General features: G+C 64.8%; 17 protein-coding genes. 13 read left to right on the plus strand and 4 right to left on the minus strand.

Annotated elements, in window-relative coordinates:
• The first annotated feature begins 93 nt into the window (after positions 1–93).
• Together LKE06_RS13250 and LKE06_RS13255 are read left to right on the plus strand one after the other, a co-directional pair.
• The gene (locus tag LKE06_RS13250; RefSeq protein WP_227998931.1) at positions 94–504 is read left to right on the plus strand and encodes a DUF7144 family membrane protein; all 411 of its coding nucleotides are present in this window, start codon (positions 94–96) and stop codon (positions 502–504) included.
• A 111-nt stretch (positions 505–615) separates the two neighbouring features.
• Positions 616–2,433, plus strand: a complete 1,818-nt coding sequence (locus tag LKE06_RS13255; RefSeq protein ID WP_227998932.1) for an alkyl/aryl-sulfatase — start codon at positions 616–618, stop codon at positions 2,431–2,433.
• Between the two features lie 122 nt (positions 2,434–2,555).
• On the opposite strand, the gene LKE06_RS13260 is transcribed toward LKE06_RS13255, so the two are convergent.
• Positions 2,556–4,535, minus strand: a complete 1,980-nt coding sequence (locus LKE06_RS13260; protein ID WP_372477332.1) for a heavy metal translocating P-type ATPase — start codon at positions 4,533–4,535, stop codon at positions 2,556–2,558.
• An 89-nt stretch (positions 4,536–4,624) separates the two neighbouring features.
• Between LKE06_RS13260 and LKE06_RS13265 the strand changes: the two genes are divergently transcribed.
• Both LKE06_RS13265 and LKE06_RS13270 read left to right on the plus strand, forming a co-directional pair.
• A complete protein-coding gene (locus tag LKE06_RS13265) occupies positions 4,625–4,984 on the plus strand; it encodes an ArsR/SmtB family transcription factor (RefSeq protein ID WP_227998933.1) in 360 nt (119 codons plus the stop codon).
• Positions 4,985–5,063: 79 nt separating this feature from the next.
• Positions 5,064–5,228, plus strand: coding sequence for a hypothetical protein (locus LKE06_RS13270; protein WP_227998934.1), 165 nt, complete (start codon positions 5,064–5,066; stop codon positions 5,226–5,228).
• Between the two features lie 585 nt (positions 5,229–5,813).
• On the opposite strand, the gene LKE06_RS13275 is transcribed toward LKE06_RS13270, so the two are convergent.
• A complete protein-coding gene (locus LKE06_RS13275; RefSeq protein WP_227998935.1) occupies positions 5,814–7,172 on the minus strand; it encodes a phosphatase PAP2 family protein in 1,359 nt (452 codons plus the stop codon).
• A gap of 539 nt (positions 7,173–7,711) precedes the next feature.
• Here LKE06_RS13275 and LKE06_RS13280 point away from each other — a divergent pair.
• The 9 genes from LKE06_RS13280 to LKE06_RS13320 all read left to right on the plus strand — a co-directional run bounded on the left by LKE06_RS13280 (position 7,712) and on the right by LKE06_RS13320 (position 15,405).
• Positions 7,712–8,254, plus strand: a complete 543-nt coding sequence (locus LKE06_RS13280) for a hypothetical protein (protein WP_227998936.1) — start codon at positions 7,712–7,714, stop codon at positions 8,252–8,254.
• 376 nt (positions 8,255–8,630) lie between these two features.
• Positions 8,631–9,059 carry an SRPBCC domain-containing protein gene (locus LKE06_RS13285; protein ID WP_227998937.1) on the plus strand — a complete coding sequence of 143 codons (429 nt, stop codon included), beginning with the start codon at positions 8,631–8,633 and terminating at the stop codon, positions 9,057–9,059.
• Between the two features lie 448 nt (positions 9,060–9,507).
• Complete coding sequence (locus tag LKE06_RS13290; RefSeq protein WP_227998938.1) at positions 9,508–10,878, plus strand: MFS transporter; 1,371 nt, start codon at positions 9,508–9,510, stop codon at positions 10,876–10,878.
• 20 nt (positions 10,879–10,898) lie between these two features.
• Positions 10,899–11,543: a GntR family transcriptional regulator gene (locus LKE06_RS13295; RefSeq protein ID WP_227998939.1), complete on the plus strand. Its 645-nt coding sequence runs from the start codon at positions 10,899–10,901 to the stop codon at positions 11,541–11,543.
• Between the two features lie 20 nt (positions 11,544–11,563).
• Positions 11,564–12,376 carry a carbon-nitrogen family hydrolase gene (locus LKE06_RS13300; protein ID WP_227998940.1) on the plus strand — a complete coding sequence of 271 codons (813 nt, stop codon included), beginning with the start codon at positions 11,564–11,566 and terminating at the stop codon, positions 12,374–12,376.
• Complete coding sequence (locus tag LKE06_RS13305; RefSeq protein ID WP_227998941.1) at positions 12,373–13,053, plus strand: DUF2848 family protein; 681 nt, start codon at positions 12,373–12,375, stop codon at positions 13,051–13,053. The genes LKE06_RS13300 and LKE06_RS13305 overlap by 4 nt, the downstream gene beginning before the upstream one ends.
• A 2-nt stretch (positions 13,054–13,055) precedes the next feature.
• On the plus strand, positions 13,056–14,510 hold the full coding sequence (locus tag LKE06_RS13310; RefSeq protein WP_227998942.1) for a 4-hydroxyphenylacetate 3-hydroxylase family protein: 1,455 nt from the start codon (positions 13,056–13,058) through the stop codon (positions 14,508–14,510).
• Positions 14,511–14,525: 15 nt separating this feature from the next.
• On the plus strand, positions 14,526–14,873 hold the full coding sequence (locus LKE06_RS13315) for a cupin domain-containing protein (protein WP_227998943.1): 348 nt from the start codon (positions 14,526–14,528) through the stop codon (positions 14,871–14,873).
• Between the two features lie 7 nt (positions 14,874–14,880).
• Positions 14,881–15,405, plus strand: coding sequence for a flavin reductase family protein (locus LKE06_RS13320; RefSeq protein WP_227998944.1), 525 nt, complete (start codon positions 14,881–14,883; stop codon positions 15,403–15,405).
• A gap of 133 nt (positions 15,406–15,538) precedes the next feature.
• Here LKE06_RS13320 and LKE06_RS13325 read toward each other — a convergent pair whose 3' ends face one another.
• Complete coding sequence (locus LKE06_RS13325) at positions 15,539–15,718, minus strand: hypothetical protein (protein ID WP_227998945.1); 180 nt, start codon at positions 15,716–15,718, stop codon at positions 15,539–15,541.
• 12 nt (positions 15,719–15,730) lie between these two features.
• Positions 15,731–16,813: an acyl-CoA dehydrogenase family protein gene (locus LKE06_RS13330; RefSeq protein WP_227998946.1), complete on the minus strand. Its 1,083-nt coding sequence runs from the start codon at positions 16,811–16,813 to the stop codon at positions 15,731–15,733.
• Positions 16,814–16,829 lie beyond the last annotated feature (16 nt).

The raw sequence follows: 16,829 nt of genomic DNA on the forward strand, positions 1-16,829 counted from the left end.
TTGGTTGACAGCTCGAAGTCATCCCTTTCGGATGAAGCGCAGCGAAGGTAAAGGGAGGAGATTCGTCGCGACCCATCCCATAAGAAAGGGTTCATGATGACGACTCCGGATACCGGACACCCGGTGCGCCAGGGATTCGCGTTCGGCATCACTTTCGGCGCCGCGATCCTGTTGCTCACAGTCGGCGTGCTCTCGATCCTGCAGGGCATCTCCGCTGTAGCCGAAGACAACATATTCGTTGTCGGCCTCGAATACACCTACAAATTCGACACCACCGCATGGGGTTGGATCCACATCGTGCTCGGCATCCTGCTCGCGATTTGCGCGGTCGGCCTGATGCTGGGATCGGCCTGGGGCCGGGCCGGCGCCGTCATCTTTGCCGCGCTATCGATCATCGCGAACTTCCTGTGGCTGCCCTACTATCCGGCGTGGTCGATCCTGGTCATCGTGCTGGATGTCGTCGTTATCTGGGCGGTCTCTACATGGCATCCGAAGACCATCTGAGCGCTGGAATCCGTTGCGCCGAGTCGCGACTTCACCCCTGACGGATGACGACGTTGTTGCGCGGTCGCGACATGCTCGCACCGAATCCGAGTCGAAAGGTCAGTCGCCGATATGTCTCTTGATTACACCGATCGCACGGATTTCGATGATGCCGAGCGCGGATTTGTTGCCGCGTTATCGCCCGCGATCATCACCGGCGCGAGTGGAGCGGTGGTATTCGACGCGGACGCCTTCGGCTTTCTGCAAGAGCAGGCGCCGCCCACCGCGAACCCCAGCCTGTGGCGGCAGGGACAGCTGTGTGCGAAACACGGTCTGTTCGAGGTGACCTCGGGGATCTACCAGATTCGCGGTATGGATATATCGAATATGACGATTGTCGAGGGCGATAGCGGCATCGTCGTCATCGATCCGCTGATTTCGATCGAGACGGCGGCGGCCGGGCTGGCGCTGTATCGCGAGCATCGCGGCGACCGCCCGGTCACCGGTGTGATCTACACCCATTCACATGGCGACCATTTCGGTGGCGCGCGTGGGGTGCTCCCGCATGGTCACACCCCGGTACCGATACTCGCTCCTGTCGGTTTCCTCGAGCATGCCGTCAGCGAGAACGTGTACGCGGGTGGCGCGATGACTCGTCGTGGCCAGTACATGTATGGCGCTTCATTGCCGAAGAGCCCGACCGGGAGCATCGGTTGCGGCCTCGGGATCGCGACGTCCTCGGGCACGATCTCACTGATCCCGCCGACCGTGGACATTACGCGGACCGGTCAGGAGGAAGTGATCGACGGCGTCCGGATCGTCTTTCAGCTGACACCCGGCACCGAGGCGCCCGCCGAGATGAACTTCCTGTTCCCCGACCGCCGCGCGCTGTGCATGGCGGAGAACGCGACCCACAATCTGCACAATGTGCTCACCCTGCGGGGGGCGCTGGTGCGCGACAGCCGAATCTGGGCGCGCTATCTCGACGAGGCGATCGCGATGTTCTCCGATAACGCCGATGTCGCCTTCGCCTCGCACCACTGGCCGACGTGGGGTCGGGAGAACTACGTCGCGCTGCTGGCCGCGCAACGAGATATGTACGCCTACCTGAACGACCAGACTTTGCGACTGGCCAACCAGGGCTACACGGGGGCCGAGATCGCCGAGGAATTGGAACTGCCGCCCGCGTTGGCGGACCTGTGGGCCAACCGTGGCTACTACGGCTCGGTCAGTCACAACATCAAGGCCGTCTACCAGCGGTATATGGGTTGGTACGACGGTAACCCCGCGCACCTGTGGGAGCATCCGCCGGTTGAGATGGCGCAGCGTTACGTCGCGGACTATGGCGGCCTCGACGCAATCGTCGCCAAGGGACGCAGCTATGCCCACGCCGGCGATCTGCGTTTCGCCGCGACACTGCTCAATCACGCCGTCTTCGCCGAACCCGGCAGTTCGACGGCGAAGGAGGCGCTGGCCGAGGTGTACGAACGGCTCGGTTACGGCGCCGAGAACGCGACATGGCGCAATTTCTATCTGACCGGTGCGCACGAACTGCGCGGTGGCCCTCCGTCCTCGATGTTCGATATGACCAATCCGGAAATGGCGACAGCATTGACTGTCGAGATGATCATCGATTCCCTGGCCGTACGTATCGACGGCCCGAAGGCCGCCGACCAGGGGATGGTCATGGATTGGAAGCTCACCGACGAGAACCGGGTGGTCCGGCTGACCCTCTCCAACGGCGCGCTCACCCATCGGACGGCCACCCCGGCGGCGCCACATCTCGGCGCGGCCGATCTCACGATCACCCTCACCAAGCCACAGCTACTCGAAATGCTTGTCGGACATGGGCTTACGGGCATCGACATCGATGGCGACCCGCACGTGCTCTCGACACTGATCGGGCTGCTGGACGCCCCGAACCCGAATTTCCCCATCGTGACCCCCTAGGTGCCCCGTTCAGTCCGGCTGCTCGAATTGGGTGCGCTTCCAGTCGCCGAACGGTTCGCGCCCTGATCAGCGCCCTGCTCAGCGCAAATCCGGCGCAGGCTGCCCGTGCGGGGCGCTGGAGCTTATGTCGAATGCGAGCGATGCCATGCCGAATTACGTAGCAGGCGTAAGCCATTGAGGCCGACGATAATGGTGGAACCTTCATGTCCGGCCACTCCGAGGGGCAGCGGGAGGTGTCCGACGAGGTCCCAGGTGGCCAGGCCGGTAATGAAGGCGCCTGCGATGACCAGGTTCGCCAGCACCACGCGCCGCGCCCGCCGCGACAATGCGATGACGGCGGGAACCGTGGTCAGATCATCGCGGACCACGACGGCGTCGGCGCTCCGCAAGGTCAGGTCCGCGCCTGCCCTGCCCATCGCTATTCCGGTGTGAGCGACGGCGAGTGCCGGCGCGTCGTTGATGCCGTCGCCGACGACGGTGACCCGTGCGCCACCGGTTTCCAGATCCCGAACCGCGGCGACCTTGTCCTCGGGCAGCAGCCCGGCGCGGACTTCCTCGATGCCGACCCGTGCCGCCAAACCGGTTGCGGCAGCATGGTTGTCGCCGGTCAGCAGCACCGGATCGGCGCCGGTCAACCGCCGGGCTTCGGCGACAGCCTCGACGGCTTCGGGACGGATCTGGTCGGTAATGCCGAGCACGCCGATCGCGCGATCGTCGCGCCACACCACGACGGCGGTCTGCCCGCGCTGCTCGAACGCCTCGGCGGCCGTCGCCGCCGCGGTCTCGTCGTCGGCGTGCCGCAGCGTCACGGGGGACTCGACTCGGACGCGGTGGCCATCGACTCGGGCAACTACTCCGCGACCGGGTTGGGCCGAAAAGTCCTCGGCGACAGTGATTTCGAGGCCACGTGCATGCGCGGCGCGCACGATCGCGGCAGCTAGGGGGTGCTCGCTCGGATACTCGGCGGCGGCGGCCAGTCGCAGTATCTCGTCATCTCGGTCCGTGTCCGCGAGGACGTGGATGTGCGCGAGTTCGGGTGCGCCTTTGGTGAGGGTTCCGGTTTTGTCGAACGCGACCAAGGTGGTGGCGCCGAGTCGTTCCATCACCACGGCGGACTTCACCAGGACGCCGTGACGTCCGGCATTGGCGATCGCCGCCAGCAGCGGCGGCATCGTGGCAAGCACCACCGCGCATGGGGACGCGACGATCATGAACGTCATGGCGCGCAAGAGTGAGTCGTCGAGGGTGTCGCCGTAGAGCAGCGGAATCACGAACAGCGCGAGCGTGGCGGCGACCATCCCGATCGAGTAGCGCTGTTCGATCTTTTCGATGAACAGCTGGGTGCGGGCCTTGGTCTGGGCGGCCTGCGCCACGAGTGCCGCGATCCGGGCGACAACCGAATCCTCGGCGCGGCGCCCGACGCGTACCCGCAGCGAACCGGTGCCGTTGATCGTGCCCGCGAATACCTCGTCGCCCACGGTTTTGTCGGCAGGCAGCGGTTCCCCGGTGATCGTGGCCTGGTCGACCTCGCTCGCGCCCGCGGTCACCGTGCCGTCGGCCGCAACACGCTCGCCCGGCCGGATCAGGATTGTGTCCCCGATTTCGAGGTCGCGGGCTCGGATGGTCCGAAAGTCATCGTCCGCGGCGAGCACGGTCGCGGTTTCCGGGGCAATGTCGAGCAGCCCTCGAATCGAGTCCTCGGTCCGTGCCGTAGCCAATGCTTCCAATGCTCCGGAAGCGGCGAAGATGACGATCAACAGCGCGCCGTCGGTGACCTGTCCGATCGTGGCCGCACCGATCGCGGCGACCACCATGAGTAGATCGACATCGAGGGTCTTCGCACGCAGCGCTCGCAGCCCCGCCCATGCCGGCTCCCAGCCTCCGGTGGCATAGCAGGCCAGATACAGCGCCCACCACAGCCAGGAGGGGCCGCCGAGTAGCCGGGTGATCGTTCCGAGCAGGAATAGCGCCAATGCCGCTGCAGCCCAGCGCATCTCGGGCAAGGCGAACATCTTGCCCCGGCGCGCCGACGCATCGATCGAGCGGGCGAGGTCGGGACGGGCGAGGTCGGGGCGGGCGGGCGTAGCAGTGGACGAGGCCACTTGTACCTCCGGGTCGGGAATGGATAGCCCGACAATAACAGAACAAATGAACACATATTCATGCGTGGGTGGGAGTCTAGAATCCGGCTATGGGACATGGGGTGCAGGGTCGTGATCGGCCCGTCGCGCGGCTGGACGCCGAGGCCGCCGCGCATGTGGCGACGACTTTGCAGGCGTTGGCGACCCCCAGTCGGCTGCTGATTCTGACCGAGTTGCGGCAAGGTCCTCGTCCGGTCACGGAATTGGCCGAAGCCGTGCGGATGGAGCAGTCGGCGGTCTCACACCAACTGCGTCTATTACGCAATCTGGGCCTGGTCACCGGAATCCGCTCGGGTCGCAGCATCGTCTACAGCCTTTACGACAGTCACGTTGCCCAGCTGCTGGACGAAGCCGTCTACCACAGCGAACACCTGCGCCTCGGTTTGGCCGACGGTGAGGCGAACGCGTGAAGCGGCTCCGTGATATCGGGTAGCGGAGGCCGCGCCGCGCGGTGATTCGCGCGGGACCTCGACGGGCTATCGTGGGGTTGTGGGCGTTATCGGTGAACTCTTCTCGGATAAGAAGCTGACCGACGAGAGCGGCCAGGACAGTGACGGTCAGCCGCACCGGCCGCGCGTCGAACTCGATCTGGACGCCGGCGTGGTTCGGCTGTCGAGTCCGGCCGAACGGCCTACCGACGAATCGGCCGAGTGATCACGCGGATGTGATCGCCGCACAGCTCAATCGCGTGCCGGGATCGCACATCCGTCCGGCCCGCACACATCGGCTCCGCCGATCGTCTGGATAGCGGGCTCGCGTTCGGTCCGCGAGCACGGCGCGCACCTGTATTTCATCGAGTCCGGCGTCGATGGCGAGTCCGACGAGCCGCTCATACAGGTAGCCGACTACTCGCGACTTTCTATCGACGCAACAGCAGAATCGGACCTCGACAAGCGGAAACTGTTGCCGGTGATGGGAGTCTGGATGTCGAGTTCCCGAAGGGTCTTGTCTTTCGCCGCGCCGGGCGAGCCGCCATTGCGGGGTTGCCGGTCGGCGCGCTGTGGATCGGGTCGGTGTGCCGCATCGGACTCGATTACGCGGGGCGCGCGCCGTTGCTGTCGATGTGGTGGTGGGAGACGCGGAAACAGTCGAGCGACACCTCCGGACTGAGACGGTTCTGGGCGCTGCGTCATGGAGGCTCGTGGCGACGCCGGTTACGTCAGTTCGTCGCGGGACCGTTTGATCGTGTTCGTGCGCGGACGAATTCGCTACCTGGCAGAGCGATACGCGAGATCTACCTCAGGGATTCGCTAACTCGGCGGTCTCTGCTTTGCGCGCCGGTAGCACCTGGCGGTTCGCGGCGAACCAGGTCGTGTAAAACGTGAAGGCCACCGCCGCGAGGGTGCCGAGGATCGTAATGCCGAACGGGAACGGGTATTTCGCCATCGAGACGGCACAGTAGCGGGTGCACAGGAGTATCCCGGTGAACGAGGTGATCCCCAGGGCCACCATTCGGACTCGGGCAATGTCCCAGCCGCGATCGGGTTCACGCAGCACCGACTCGATTGTCATGCACAGGATCGCGCCGACGACGAGGTCGATGCCGTAATGGGCGCCGAGACCGAGCGTCGCGGTGACGGTGCATACCAGCCAGAACACCCCGCCCCAACGCAACCAGCGCGGCCCGCGCCGCGAGTGGATGAACAGTGACAATGCCCAGGCCGTATGCAGTGACGGCATACAGTTGCGCGGTGTGATGGTGTCGAAAGGCATCGATTGGACCGAGGATGGCAGTGCCGGAACGACATTCGGCCACACGTCGGCGATTTCGAAGCCGTGCCCCTGCGGACCGAACGCCAGCACCGGACCGACCACCGGGAAGATCACGTACCAGATCGGTCCGATGAGGCCGAGCGCCAGGAAGGTTCGCACCAGGTGGTGCCGCGGCCAGGCTCCCGTGGTCACGCCGCGCAGTTGCCAGATCGCTACCACGATGGCCGCGACCGGAAGTTCGAAATACACCCAGCGCACCAGCCCCAAAGGCGCGGGTCCCGCCACATCCAGGGCATGGCCGACCAGCCATGCCGGGTTGCCGAGCGCCCGATCGGCCAGTTGCACATACGGATCGAGGACCTGCGGGCATGACCACGCGGTGATGTCCAGCCAGATCTCGCCGACCTTCGTCGCGAGAATCAGCAGCGCTCCGAGCGCGGCGGTGCGCAATGCCGTCTCGCGACGTACGCCGGTCCAGCGCACAGCCACGACCACCGCGAGCACGGTCAGCACAATGGTCGGTCCATTGCCGACCGTGAACGGCCGGCCGTCGATCGTTCGGACGGCCACGAAGATCAGGTCAAGGGCGATCGCGGCGGCGAGGGCCCGCACACGTATGCGGGCCGTGACGCCGACCAGCGCGAGCAGAAAGCCCGCCCACGGTGTGGTCGCGGACTTGGGGGTTCCCGCGTAGTCGCGGAAAAGGCTGGTCAGCGGTCCGAGGGCGTCGATGTGGTAGGCCATGAGCTCGCCAGCGACGAGGACGAACACCGCGGCGGCAATACCGGACCATACGACGACCGGCCGAAAGCGACGCTCCTGGACCTCAGCCGCACCCACTAGCTCGCCAGGTGAGGCCGAACTTCCTTGCGCGTCGATAAGCATTCGGACATCGTAAACACCATATGAACGCGACCATACGGGCCGATTATGGGAAGACGACGCCGTGGGCGCGGTGAAAAACCAGGGCCCGTCCGCACTTTCGGGCATGCCGGGACCCGCTCGCTTCGCCGCCGAGCGTGGACTACGTATCGAAACACCGGTCGACCTGCCCGTCACCAGGGTTGGGGCGGCGGCAGTGTGAGATTGCGGCCAGGATCTGGGGTGGCGGCCGGCTCGCCGCTGGTGATGGTGGTGTCCGCCAACGGGTTACTCGGAATGTCGGCAAGCGAGATATGACACCGGGTCGGTGTCGGCAATATCACTCCCCGGAATCCAGTAGCCCCACCACTTTTCGCGAATGGTGCGAGAGCGTGCTCGCGCCGGCCATTTTCGCCGGAGTTCGCTGAGCGGTTCGAGCGACCGGCGCGGACGCTGCGGATTCCGGCATGACGGGCCTGCCGCACCATATCCGAGGTATGTGAACCGGTTTCGCCTGACGGAAACTGTTCGGCCGGATAGGGGTTCGGATTAGAATCGGCACGATGAGGCGGGACCAGTTGGTGGGATGGTCGAAGATGCTGCGTCTCGCCGTGATCGTCAGTGTCGCAATCGTTGTCGTGGTGTTCGCGATAACGGTGTTCGCGGGCGGCGGGTGGTGGCGCGGCGACTCCGCTGACAGCAGCGTCGCCAGCGGCTCGACCGGTACTCCGGCTCTCCGTCCGGCGGACACGACTCCCGTCGCGGCGGTCTGGGCCGTTCCGAAAGTCTTTCTGGGCGAATGGAAAGTAATCGCCGCCGATCCCGTCTCATTCGACGTTTCGCTCACCATCCGCTCCGGCAAGAACGCGGAAGAGGTCGCGTTCTCCTCCTACACCGACAGTGTCTCCGGCGCCCGCTGCGAACGCGCCGAACGCCTGGTCGCCGCCACCGAAACCGAGCTCACCCTCGCCGCCCGGCTGACCGGCGGCCTACGTTGCGCCGACCCTGCCACATCATCGACGGTCGAGCTTCGGCCGGACGGCTCCATCACCTACGTCGTCGACCGCCCGGGCGGTGCTATCACCAGCACTCTGCGAAAGTCCTAGTCGCACGTTCTGCCGAGTCCGAAGCCCGAATTCTGTACTGTGCCAGACACATTCGGTTGTTACTCCAGGTCGTACCCGTGCGCCAGAATGCTGAGATCACATATCAGGCGGCGCATCTGGAATCGAAATCCGCTTCAACAGCAACAGTTCCGGATCCCTTGCACGACGCAAGGCCGTCGGCGTCGACCGGCCGTCCCTCAACGGAGGTTGATATCCCGCCTAATGGCAGCCGCCGCGCGAGATACTGCCAGCGCCCATCTTCCCGCAGCAACCACAGATCGCCGACGAGAACCTCACGCTGTGGCGCCTATATACAAGACCTCGATCGGCCACAGCCGTACGGTCGGGGAAGTCGACCAATGGGAGTGAAATTCAAATGACTGGATACGTGGCCACCGCGGAAACCGACATCAGCGCCTCACCGGAACAGGTTTGGGCCGTGCTGATCGACCCCGAGCAGATTCGCCGATTCATGTTCGGGGCCGAGGTGCGGACCGATTGGCAGCCGGGTAGCCCGATTGTCTGGAAAGGCGAATACGAGGGGCGGTCATACGAGGACAAAGGCGAGATTCTTGCCTTCGAGCCGGGCCGGTTGCTGAAGGTGACCCACTACAGCCCGCTCAGCGGTCAGCCGGACATGCCGGAGAACTACCACACGCTCACCTACGAGCTGACCGGAACCGCGGCGACGACCCACCTTTCGCTCAGTCAGGACAACAATGCGAGCGAAGATGAGGCCGAACATTCCCGGGGTATGTGGGAGGTGCACGTCAGTGGCATCAAGGAGGCAGTTGAACGCGGTTAGGGCCGCCACTGACACCCGCGCCCGGGTCGATGATGCCGCGCGCGATCCATGTTTCGTACCCGTCCTGGGCCCGGTATTCACCGGCCGCCGGTAGGCAGACGCGCTCCAATTCGACGTGCACCGGGACTCGGTATTGCACAGCTGACGGTTCCCGGTTCGGAACAGGGCTCTCACCTTGATCGGCGGGGTAACCATCGGGTTACCCCGGAAAGCTCTTTGCGCCATCCCTTGAATCTTGTAGACGCATCGTATACAACTGGTACACCGCCCCTTGGTGATCGGCCTCACAGCCGGCGCCGGGGCGGAGAACTGAAGCGGCTCGGTGGTTGCGCCAACAACCACCGAGCCCGGCAGCACCATCCGCATAACCGTTAAGCAGCGCTCTACGTCCAGGTAGAACGCGGGGCATGTGGATCGTCAAGCAGCGACGATGCGACCAGGAGTCGACATGGCAACCGCCACGGATAAATCTATCAATCGCAGATCCCATACGAGTCTGCCCGTTATCGCAGGATCGAGTCTCGCCGGTACCGCCGTCGAGTGGTACGACTTTTTCCTGTACGGAACAGCCGCCGCGCTGGTCTTCAACAAGCTCTTCTTCCCGGCGAGCGATCCGCTGGTCGGGACCATGCTCGCGTTTGCGACATACGCTGTCGGGTTTCTTGCCCGGCCGCTCGGTGCCGCGGTTCTCGGCCACTTCGGTGACGTGAAAGGGCGTCGAGCGACGCTCATCGCGAGTCTACTGCTGATGGGCGTCGCGACATCGCTCATCGCACTGCTCCCCACCTACGCCACGATTGGGGTCGCCGCGCCGATCATGCTGGTGCTTTTGCGTCTGGTGCAAGGTTTCGCACTCGGCGGCGAATGGGGCGGCGCTGTCCTGCTCGTCTCCGAGCACGGAGACGCCAAGCGCCGCGCGTTCTGGTCAGCGTGGCCGAATCTCGGTCCGCCCCTGGGGAATCTGCTTGCGGCGGGAGTCCTGGCGTTATTGGGTGCGGTGCTGTCCGAGGACGCCTTCCTGTCGTGGGGTTGGCGTGTCGCGTTCGGGCTGTCGGCGCTGCTCGTCGCGATCGGACTGGTATTGCGGCTGTATGTCGCGGAAACCCCGCTGTTCGAGCGGACCCGAGCGGCGACCAGCCCGCGCCTGGTCCGGATGCCGCTGAGTGTGGCGATCCGGGATCACTGGCGCAATATTCTGCTGGCGGCATTCACCCGCTTCGGTGAGAACGCGGGCTTCTATATCTTCTCGCTGTTCGTGATCACCTACGTCACCCAGATCAAGGACCTCGACCGCGGGATCGGGTTGACCGCCGTAATGATCGGTATGGCAGTCGCATTGGTGACGATCCCGATATTCGCCGTCCTCGCCGACCGGATCGGCCGCCGCCCGATCTACGTCGGTGCCTCGCTGGCGACCATTGTGTGGGCGTTCGCGTTCTTCGCGCTGCTCGACACCCGCCGGACCGGCGCGATCATTCTCGCGGTCGCCGTCGGACTTCTGATCTTCGCCGCCTACAGTGCGGTGATCGGAGCTTTCTTCTCCGAGCTCTTCCCGACCGAGGTCAGGTACTCGGGGGTATCGCTGGCTTACAACCTCGCGTCGGTACTGGCCGGATCGCTGGCGCCGATCATCGCGATCGCGCTCTACGACCGGTTCGGCAGCGGATACGCGATCGGCATCTATCTTGCCGTGATGGGCGCGATCTCGCTGGCAGCCTCGCTTATCGCCCGTGAGACTCGCACCGTCGACCTGGCCGACATACCGACCGAAGAACCACACCCGCAAACCACCGACACACCAGCAGTAGTCATTCCGTAGCTCATCGAAAGGGCAGTCTCATGACGACTTCGAAAACCAGCGTGGCATCAGCGCCCGAGCTGGCCTACGAATGGTTGAAGAACACGATAGTGACCCTGCCCCGCGACGAAGAGATGTTCCTGTCCGAATCCCAGGTCGCCGCGGCGTCGGGTACCTCGCGTACTCCGGTGCGAGAAGCGTTGCTGCGCTTGGAAGCCGAAGGCTTCATTCGCCGGGTCCCGCACAAGGGTGCCTTCATTCCCGCACTGTCGGACAGTGACATCGAGGCCGTCATGCAGGCGCGCCGAGTAGTAGAGGAATGGTCGGTGACGGAGGTGGCTCCCAACCCCGGCCAGCTGCCCGCCCGGCTGCGCGGCCTGGTCGACAGTCAGGAAGCCGATACCGATCCGGTCGACTTCATCGCCCACGACCTGGAATTCCACACAACCATCATCCGCGCTGCGGGCAACCCGCTGATGCACGACTTCTACCGGTCGCTGCGGGACCGGCAGATGCGGATGGGCGTGCGGATCGTCATGGACGACGACGACCGCAAGAAACAAGTGCTTATCGAACACGCCGCGATCGTCGATGCGCTCGCGGCCAAGGACCATGCCGCCGCGGTTCAGGCCGTACGTGAACACCTCGACACCACCCTGTGCTCACTGAAGCAGCCGCGACTCTAACCGTCAGTGAAGGAATGCCGATGAAAATCGCTCTGGCCCAGATAGCCAGCCCGGATACCGAAACACCGGCCGACCGGCTGGAACGAGGCCGCCGAGCGGTGGCCGAAATATCCGAGGATGTCGAGCTCGTTGTCCTGCCCGAATTGTGGCGGGTCGGCTACAACCACTTCGACAACTATCCCGCGGCAGCGGAATCCCTGGACGGACCGACCGCGCAGGTGATGCGGGCAATCGCCCGCGACCGTGGTTGCTACGTCCATGCGGGGACCATCGTCGAGCAGGCCGACGCGGGCAAACTTCGAAACACCGCAATACTTTTCGGCCCAGACGGCCGACTCGTGCACCACTACAGCAAGATCCACGTCTTCGGATATCAATCCCGTGAGGCGCAGCTGCTCGAGCCGGGACACGCTATCGATGTCGCCGACACCCCATTCGGTGCGGTTGCGGCCACGACCTGCTACGACCTGCGCTTCCCCGGGCTGTGGACCGAACTTGTCGGCGCGGGAGCGCAATTGGTCATCGTTCCCGCCGCGTGGCCCGCCGCCCGGCTCGCGCATTGGCGGCTGATGACCTCGGCCCGCGCTGTGGACAACCAGGTTTTCGTCATCGCTTGCAATGCCACCGGCACCCATCAGGGCGTCGAGCTTGCCGGCCACAGCCGAATCGTCGATCCCTGGGGCGAGGTGATCACCGAAACCGATGACGCCGAAGGCATTTCCATCGCCGAGATCGATCCCGCCGTCGTCGACCGAACCCGCACGGAATTCCCGGTGCTGACCGACCGGCTCGACGACTACAGGTTCCTCAATACCCGAAAGGTTCTCGCGTGAACGCAACAATCACCGCCAACGTCCTGAGCTTCGAGGTGCTCGGCACCGGCAACACCATCCGATTCGGCACCACCCGCACTCTGGTCGCCGGTTACACCGGGCGTGACGAGGCGGCGGTGCGCCACCATATCGATGAACTCGCCGCGATCGGCGTCGCACCGCCCGAGCGAGTGCCGATGCTCTATCCGGTCGAACGTGACAGCGTCACAACCGCGGCCGGCACCATCGTCTCCGGCACCAACACCTCCGGCGAGGTCGAACCGGTCATCCTCCGGCACGACGGCAAGTTCTATCTGGGTGTCGGTTCCGATCACACCGATCGCCAACTCGAAACGGTCGATATCGGCGCCTCGAAACGTGCCTGCCCCAAGCCGATCGGGGCGGTAGTCGCCGAAATCGGCACCTGGGACGACTTCGACTGGGATGCCTGCGTCGCGCGCAGCCGAGTCGACGGAAAGCCTTACCAGGACGGCACTCTCGCCGCGCTACGCCGCCCGGCCGATCTGCTCGGGATCGTCGCCGAGCGGCTCGGCGAATCCGACGCCGACCTCATCTGCTTCGCAGGCACCCTGCCACTGCTCGACGGCAAGTTCGTTGCGGGATCCACGTGGGAGCTCGAACTCGTACTGCCCGACCGACGAGTGCTGACCCACACCTACACCACTAAAGGAGAGTGACCATGCGTACCGGAGCCGACTATCTCGCGTCACTGAACGATGGGCGCGTTGTGCTCGTCGACGGCAAGCAGGTCGATGATGTGACCACCCATCCGGCGTTCGCGCCCGTCGCGCACACTATCGCCGAATTGTTCGACCTCGCAGCCGATCCCGTCAACGGCATGCAGTACACCGCACCCGAGACCGGTGCCGTCGCCAACCGGGTGTTCGGCATTCCGCGCAGCGCGGAGGAACTGCGCCTGCGCCGCGCAGCCATCCAGACGTGGGCCCGGCACACCCATGGCTGGGTGGGCCGCAGCCCCGACCATGTCGGCACCTTCCTGGCCTCCTTCGCCGCGCACCCGGAAACCTTCGCCGAGGGAACACGTGACTTCTCGGCCAATGTCACCGCGTTCTACCAGCGGTTACTGAACGAAAACCTCTACCTCTCGTATGCGATCATTCCGCCACAGGTATCCCGCGCCACCACGGCCTCGGGTTGGGAGGGGGAGTACCTGCAGGTCGGCGTGGTCAGTGAGACCGAAGACGGCATCATCGTGCGTGGATCGCAGATGCTCGCCACCGGCGCGGCCATCGCCGACGAGATCTTCGTATCCTGCATCAAGCCACTCGGTCCCGACGATCAGGACTTCGCGGTGTCATTCGTCGTCCCGGCCGCCGCGGACGGACTCAAACTCTATTGCCGCAGGCCATACGCGCCGGCCACGACCAGCAGCTTCGACTATCCGCTGACAAGCAGGTACGACGAGCCCGATGCCCTGGTCGTCTTCGATGACGTGCTCATTCCCTGGGACCGGGTGTTCGTCGACCGCGACACCAACGGCGTGCGCCGCCAGTTCTTCGACACCGGCGCCCATGTGCTCGGCAATTGGCAGGCGCAGATCCGGTTCGACACAAAACTGCAATTCATCGCGGGCGTCGCTCGTCGCGTCACCCAGGTCAACGGTGTCGACAAGATCCCCAGCGTCCAGGAGAAGCTCGGGGAACTCGCGGCACTGGTCTCCGGTGTCGAATCCGCCGTTCTGGCAGCCGAATACACCGCCGAGCCCGATTCGGCGGGGCAATGGCTGCCGGGAAAGCGGGCGCTCTACGGGTCGATGGGGTTGCAGGCCGAGATCTATCCGCGAGTACTTGCCATCCTGCGCGACCTCGTCGGCGGTGGTGTGCTGCAACTGCCTTCCAGTATCGAGGATATGACCAGTCCGGTCACCGCCGCGGACGTCGCCCGTTACGTGCAATCGCCCGGGGTGTCGTCGGAGGAACGCGTCAAGCTTTTCAAGCTTGCCTGGGACATCATCGGCTCCGAATTCGCCGGACGGCATCAGCAGTACGAAATGTTCTACGCCGGTGCGCCATTCGTGGTCAAGGGTGCCTACACCTATCGCAACTACGGCTACGAAGAGCCCTTGGGGCAGGTCGAACAGTTTCTCGGCTCATACAAACTCGAAACCGCCTGAAAGGAAACCGCCACAATGGCCAAGCCCGAACTCGAGTTTTTTCCCGTCACCGACATCGAATACACCGTGTGCCCCGGTGACAATCCCGCGATTACCGAACGCGTCCTCGCCCGCGACCTGGAAGGCAAGGTAGCCAGCAGGATTCTGCGCTATGAACCCGGCGCGGACTCCTCGCCGATGGGTGTGCAGAAGCACGATTTCTGGGAGGAGGTGTACATCCTCGAGGGTTCGTTCACCGACCTGACGCTGGGACAAACCTTCACCGCGGGCATGTACGCGTGCCGCCCACCGGGTATGCCGCACGGCCCGTGGCGCACCGACGAGGGCGTACTCACCGTCGAAGTCCGCTACCGCAGTAGGTAGGCCGATCATGACACTCCCGGCATTCCACTGTCCGACACCGTTGGATATGCGACGCAGTATGGGCCGCTTCACCACCGGTGTCGCCGTCGTCAGTGCCGACGACGGCTCCGGCGAACCGTCCGCGATGACGATCAGCTCGCTGACTTCGATCAGTCTCGAGCCCGCGATTCTGCTCGTCTCCCTCACCCAAGGTAGCCGGACCACCGACGCGGTCGAAGGCAGCGGTCGGTTCGCCGTGTCCATCCTCAGCTCCCGTCAGGAGGCACTCGCGCGTCGATTCGCCACTCGTGGCGGCGCGAGATTCGACGGCATGCCCTACGACGTGAGCCAGTCGGGCCTACCCCTGATCCAGGACGCCCTGACCCAGCTGGAATGCCGGGTCCACACCGCCCACGACATCGGTGACCACCGCGTCTTCTACGGCGAGGTGACCGATATGCGTTGGCGTGACGGCACCGGATTGGTGTTCTACTCCGGCCGATTCGGCGACTTCCTCGACTTCGGCCACGACCAGGTGCCCTGGCTGTACTGAAGGACGGGCCGTGTGATCAAGACTGGCCCGTCTCGCGGTTGGTCTTGATCACACGCGGCTTACTGCCTGTCCCGATACCGACGGCCGTGACCGTGCCGCGATCAACTACCACCCGGTGGGATGACCGGTGCGGTCAGTCGTGGGCCGATGCTTGCATCACCTGCTCGGCGAATACCGGATTCGCCCGCACGATCACGTACTCGCGGTCCGCGCTGCGTGCGATGTGCCGGATCGGGCGAATACCGGTGAACGTGGCGGTGATCGCCATCAGTATCACTGGTGCGCCCAGCCCGATGACGAATGCCAGGACCACTCCGGAAGCTGGTTACGACCGCCGGGCGGGCGAGATGGCGTCGGCCAGCAGCCGCAGCTGCTCGGTGGCCGCGCCGAACAAGAATTCGCCGCGTTTGGCGGCGAGGAAGTACCGGTGCACCTGGTAGTCCAGGAAGATCCCGATGCTCGCGTGCACGTGCACCATCGTGTGTGCGACGCGGTGACCCGCCTCGGCCGCCCAGAACTTCGCAGTGGCGATTTCGGCGTCGGCGGGCAAGCCCTGGAATTCGCGCCAGGCGGCCTGCCACAGAGTCAGGCACACCGCCTCGACATCGATGTGCGCGTCGGCCAAGCGCTGCCGGACGGCCTGGAACGAGCCGATGGGCTTGTCGAATTGCTTTCGGGTCAGTGCGTATTCGCTGGTGAGTTCCAGTGCGCGTGTCAAGACACCGAGCTGGTGGGCACAGGCGGCGATGGTCGCCCGGCGATGCGCCCATTCGGCCGCACCGTCGCCGGGCGTCCCCAGAGTCGACCCGGTGCCGACGGTGACGCCGTCGAGTTCGAGCAGCGCCGCATCGGTGCTGTCGACGACGTGTTGTCCGGTGGCGTGCAGACCGGGGGTGTCACGGTCGAGTACGAATAACAGCGCTCCCTGCGGGGTTGCGGCTTCGATCAGAAACGCGTCGGCGAATGCCGCGGCGGGAACGGCACTGTGGGTTCCGCTGATCTGCCAGCCAGTCGCGGCGGATTCGGCGCGGAACCGGTTCTCTTCGGTGGTAAGTGCCACCGCAAGCGTGGCGGTTCCGGACGCGACGGGCGCGACCCACCGCTGCCACTGCCGGTCGTCACCGAATGTTGCGATCGCGGAGGCGGCCACCGCCACGCTCGTCAGGTAGGGGGCCGGGGCAAGGGTCCGGCCGATCTCGATGAGCACACTGCACTGCTCCGTCAGACCGAGCCCGCCGCCGATCGGAGCCGGCAGCGCGGCCTCGATCACTCCGGAGCTGGTCAGCGCTGCCCACAGCGACCGGTCGAGACCGGTGCCGTCCGGTGTGTTCTTCGCCGTCCAGTCGGTGAGCAGCGCGCGGGTCAGCCCGGCGAGATCACTTTGTTCTTCGGTGAAACTGAAGTCCATAACGGGATTCCTTTGG

This window comes from Nocardia australiensis, from assembly GCF_020733705.1.
Lineage (GTDB): Bacteria > Actinomycetota > Actinomycetes > Mycobacteriales > Mycobacteriaceae > Nocardia > Nocardia australiensis.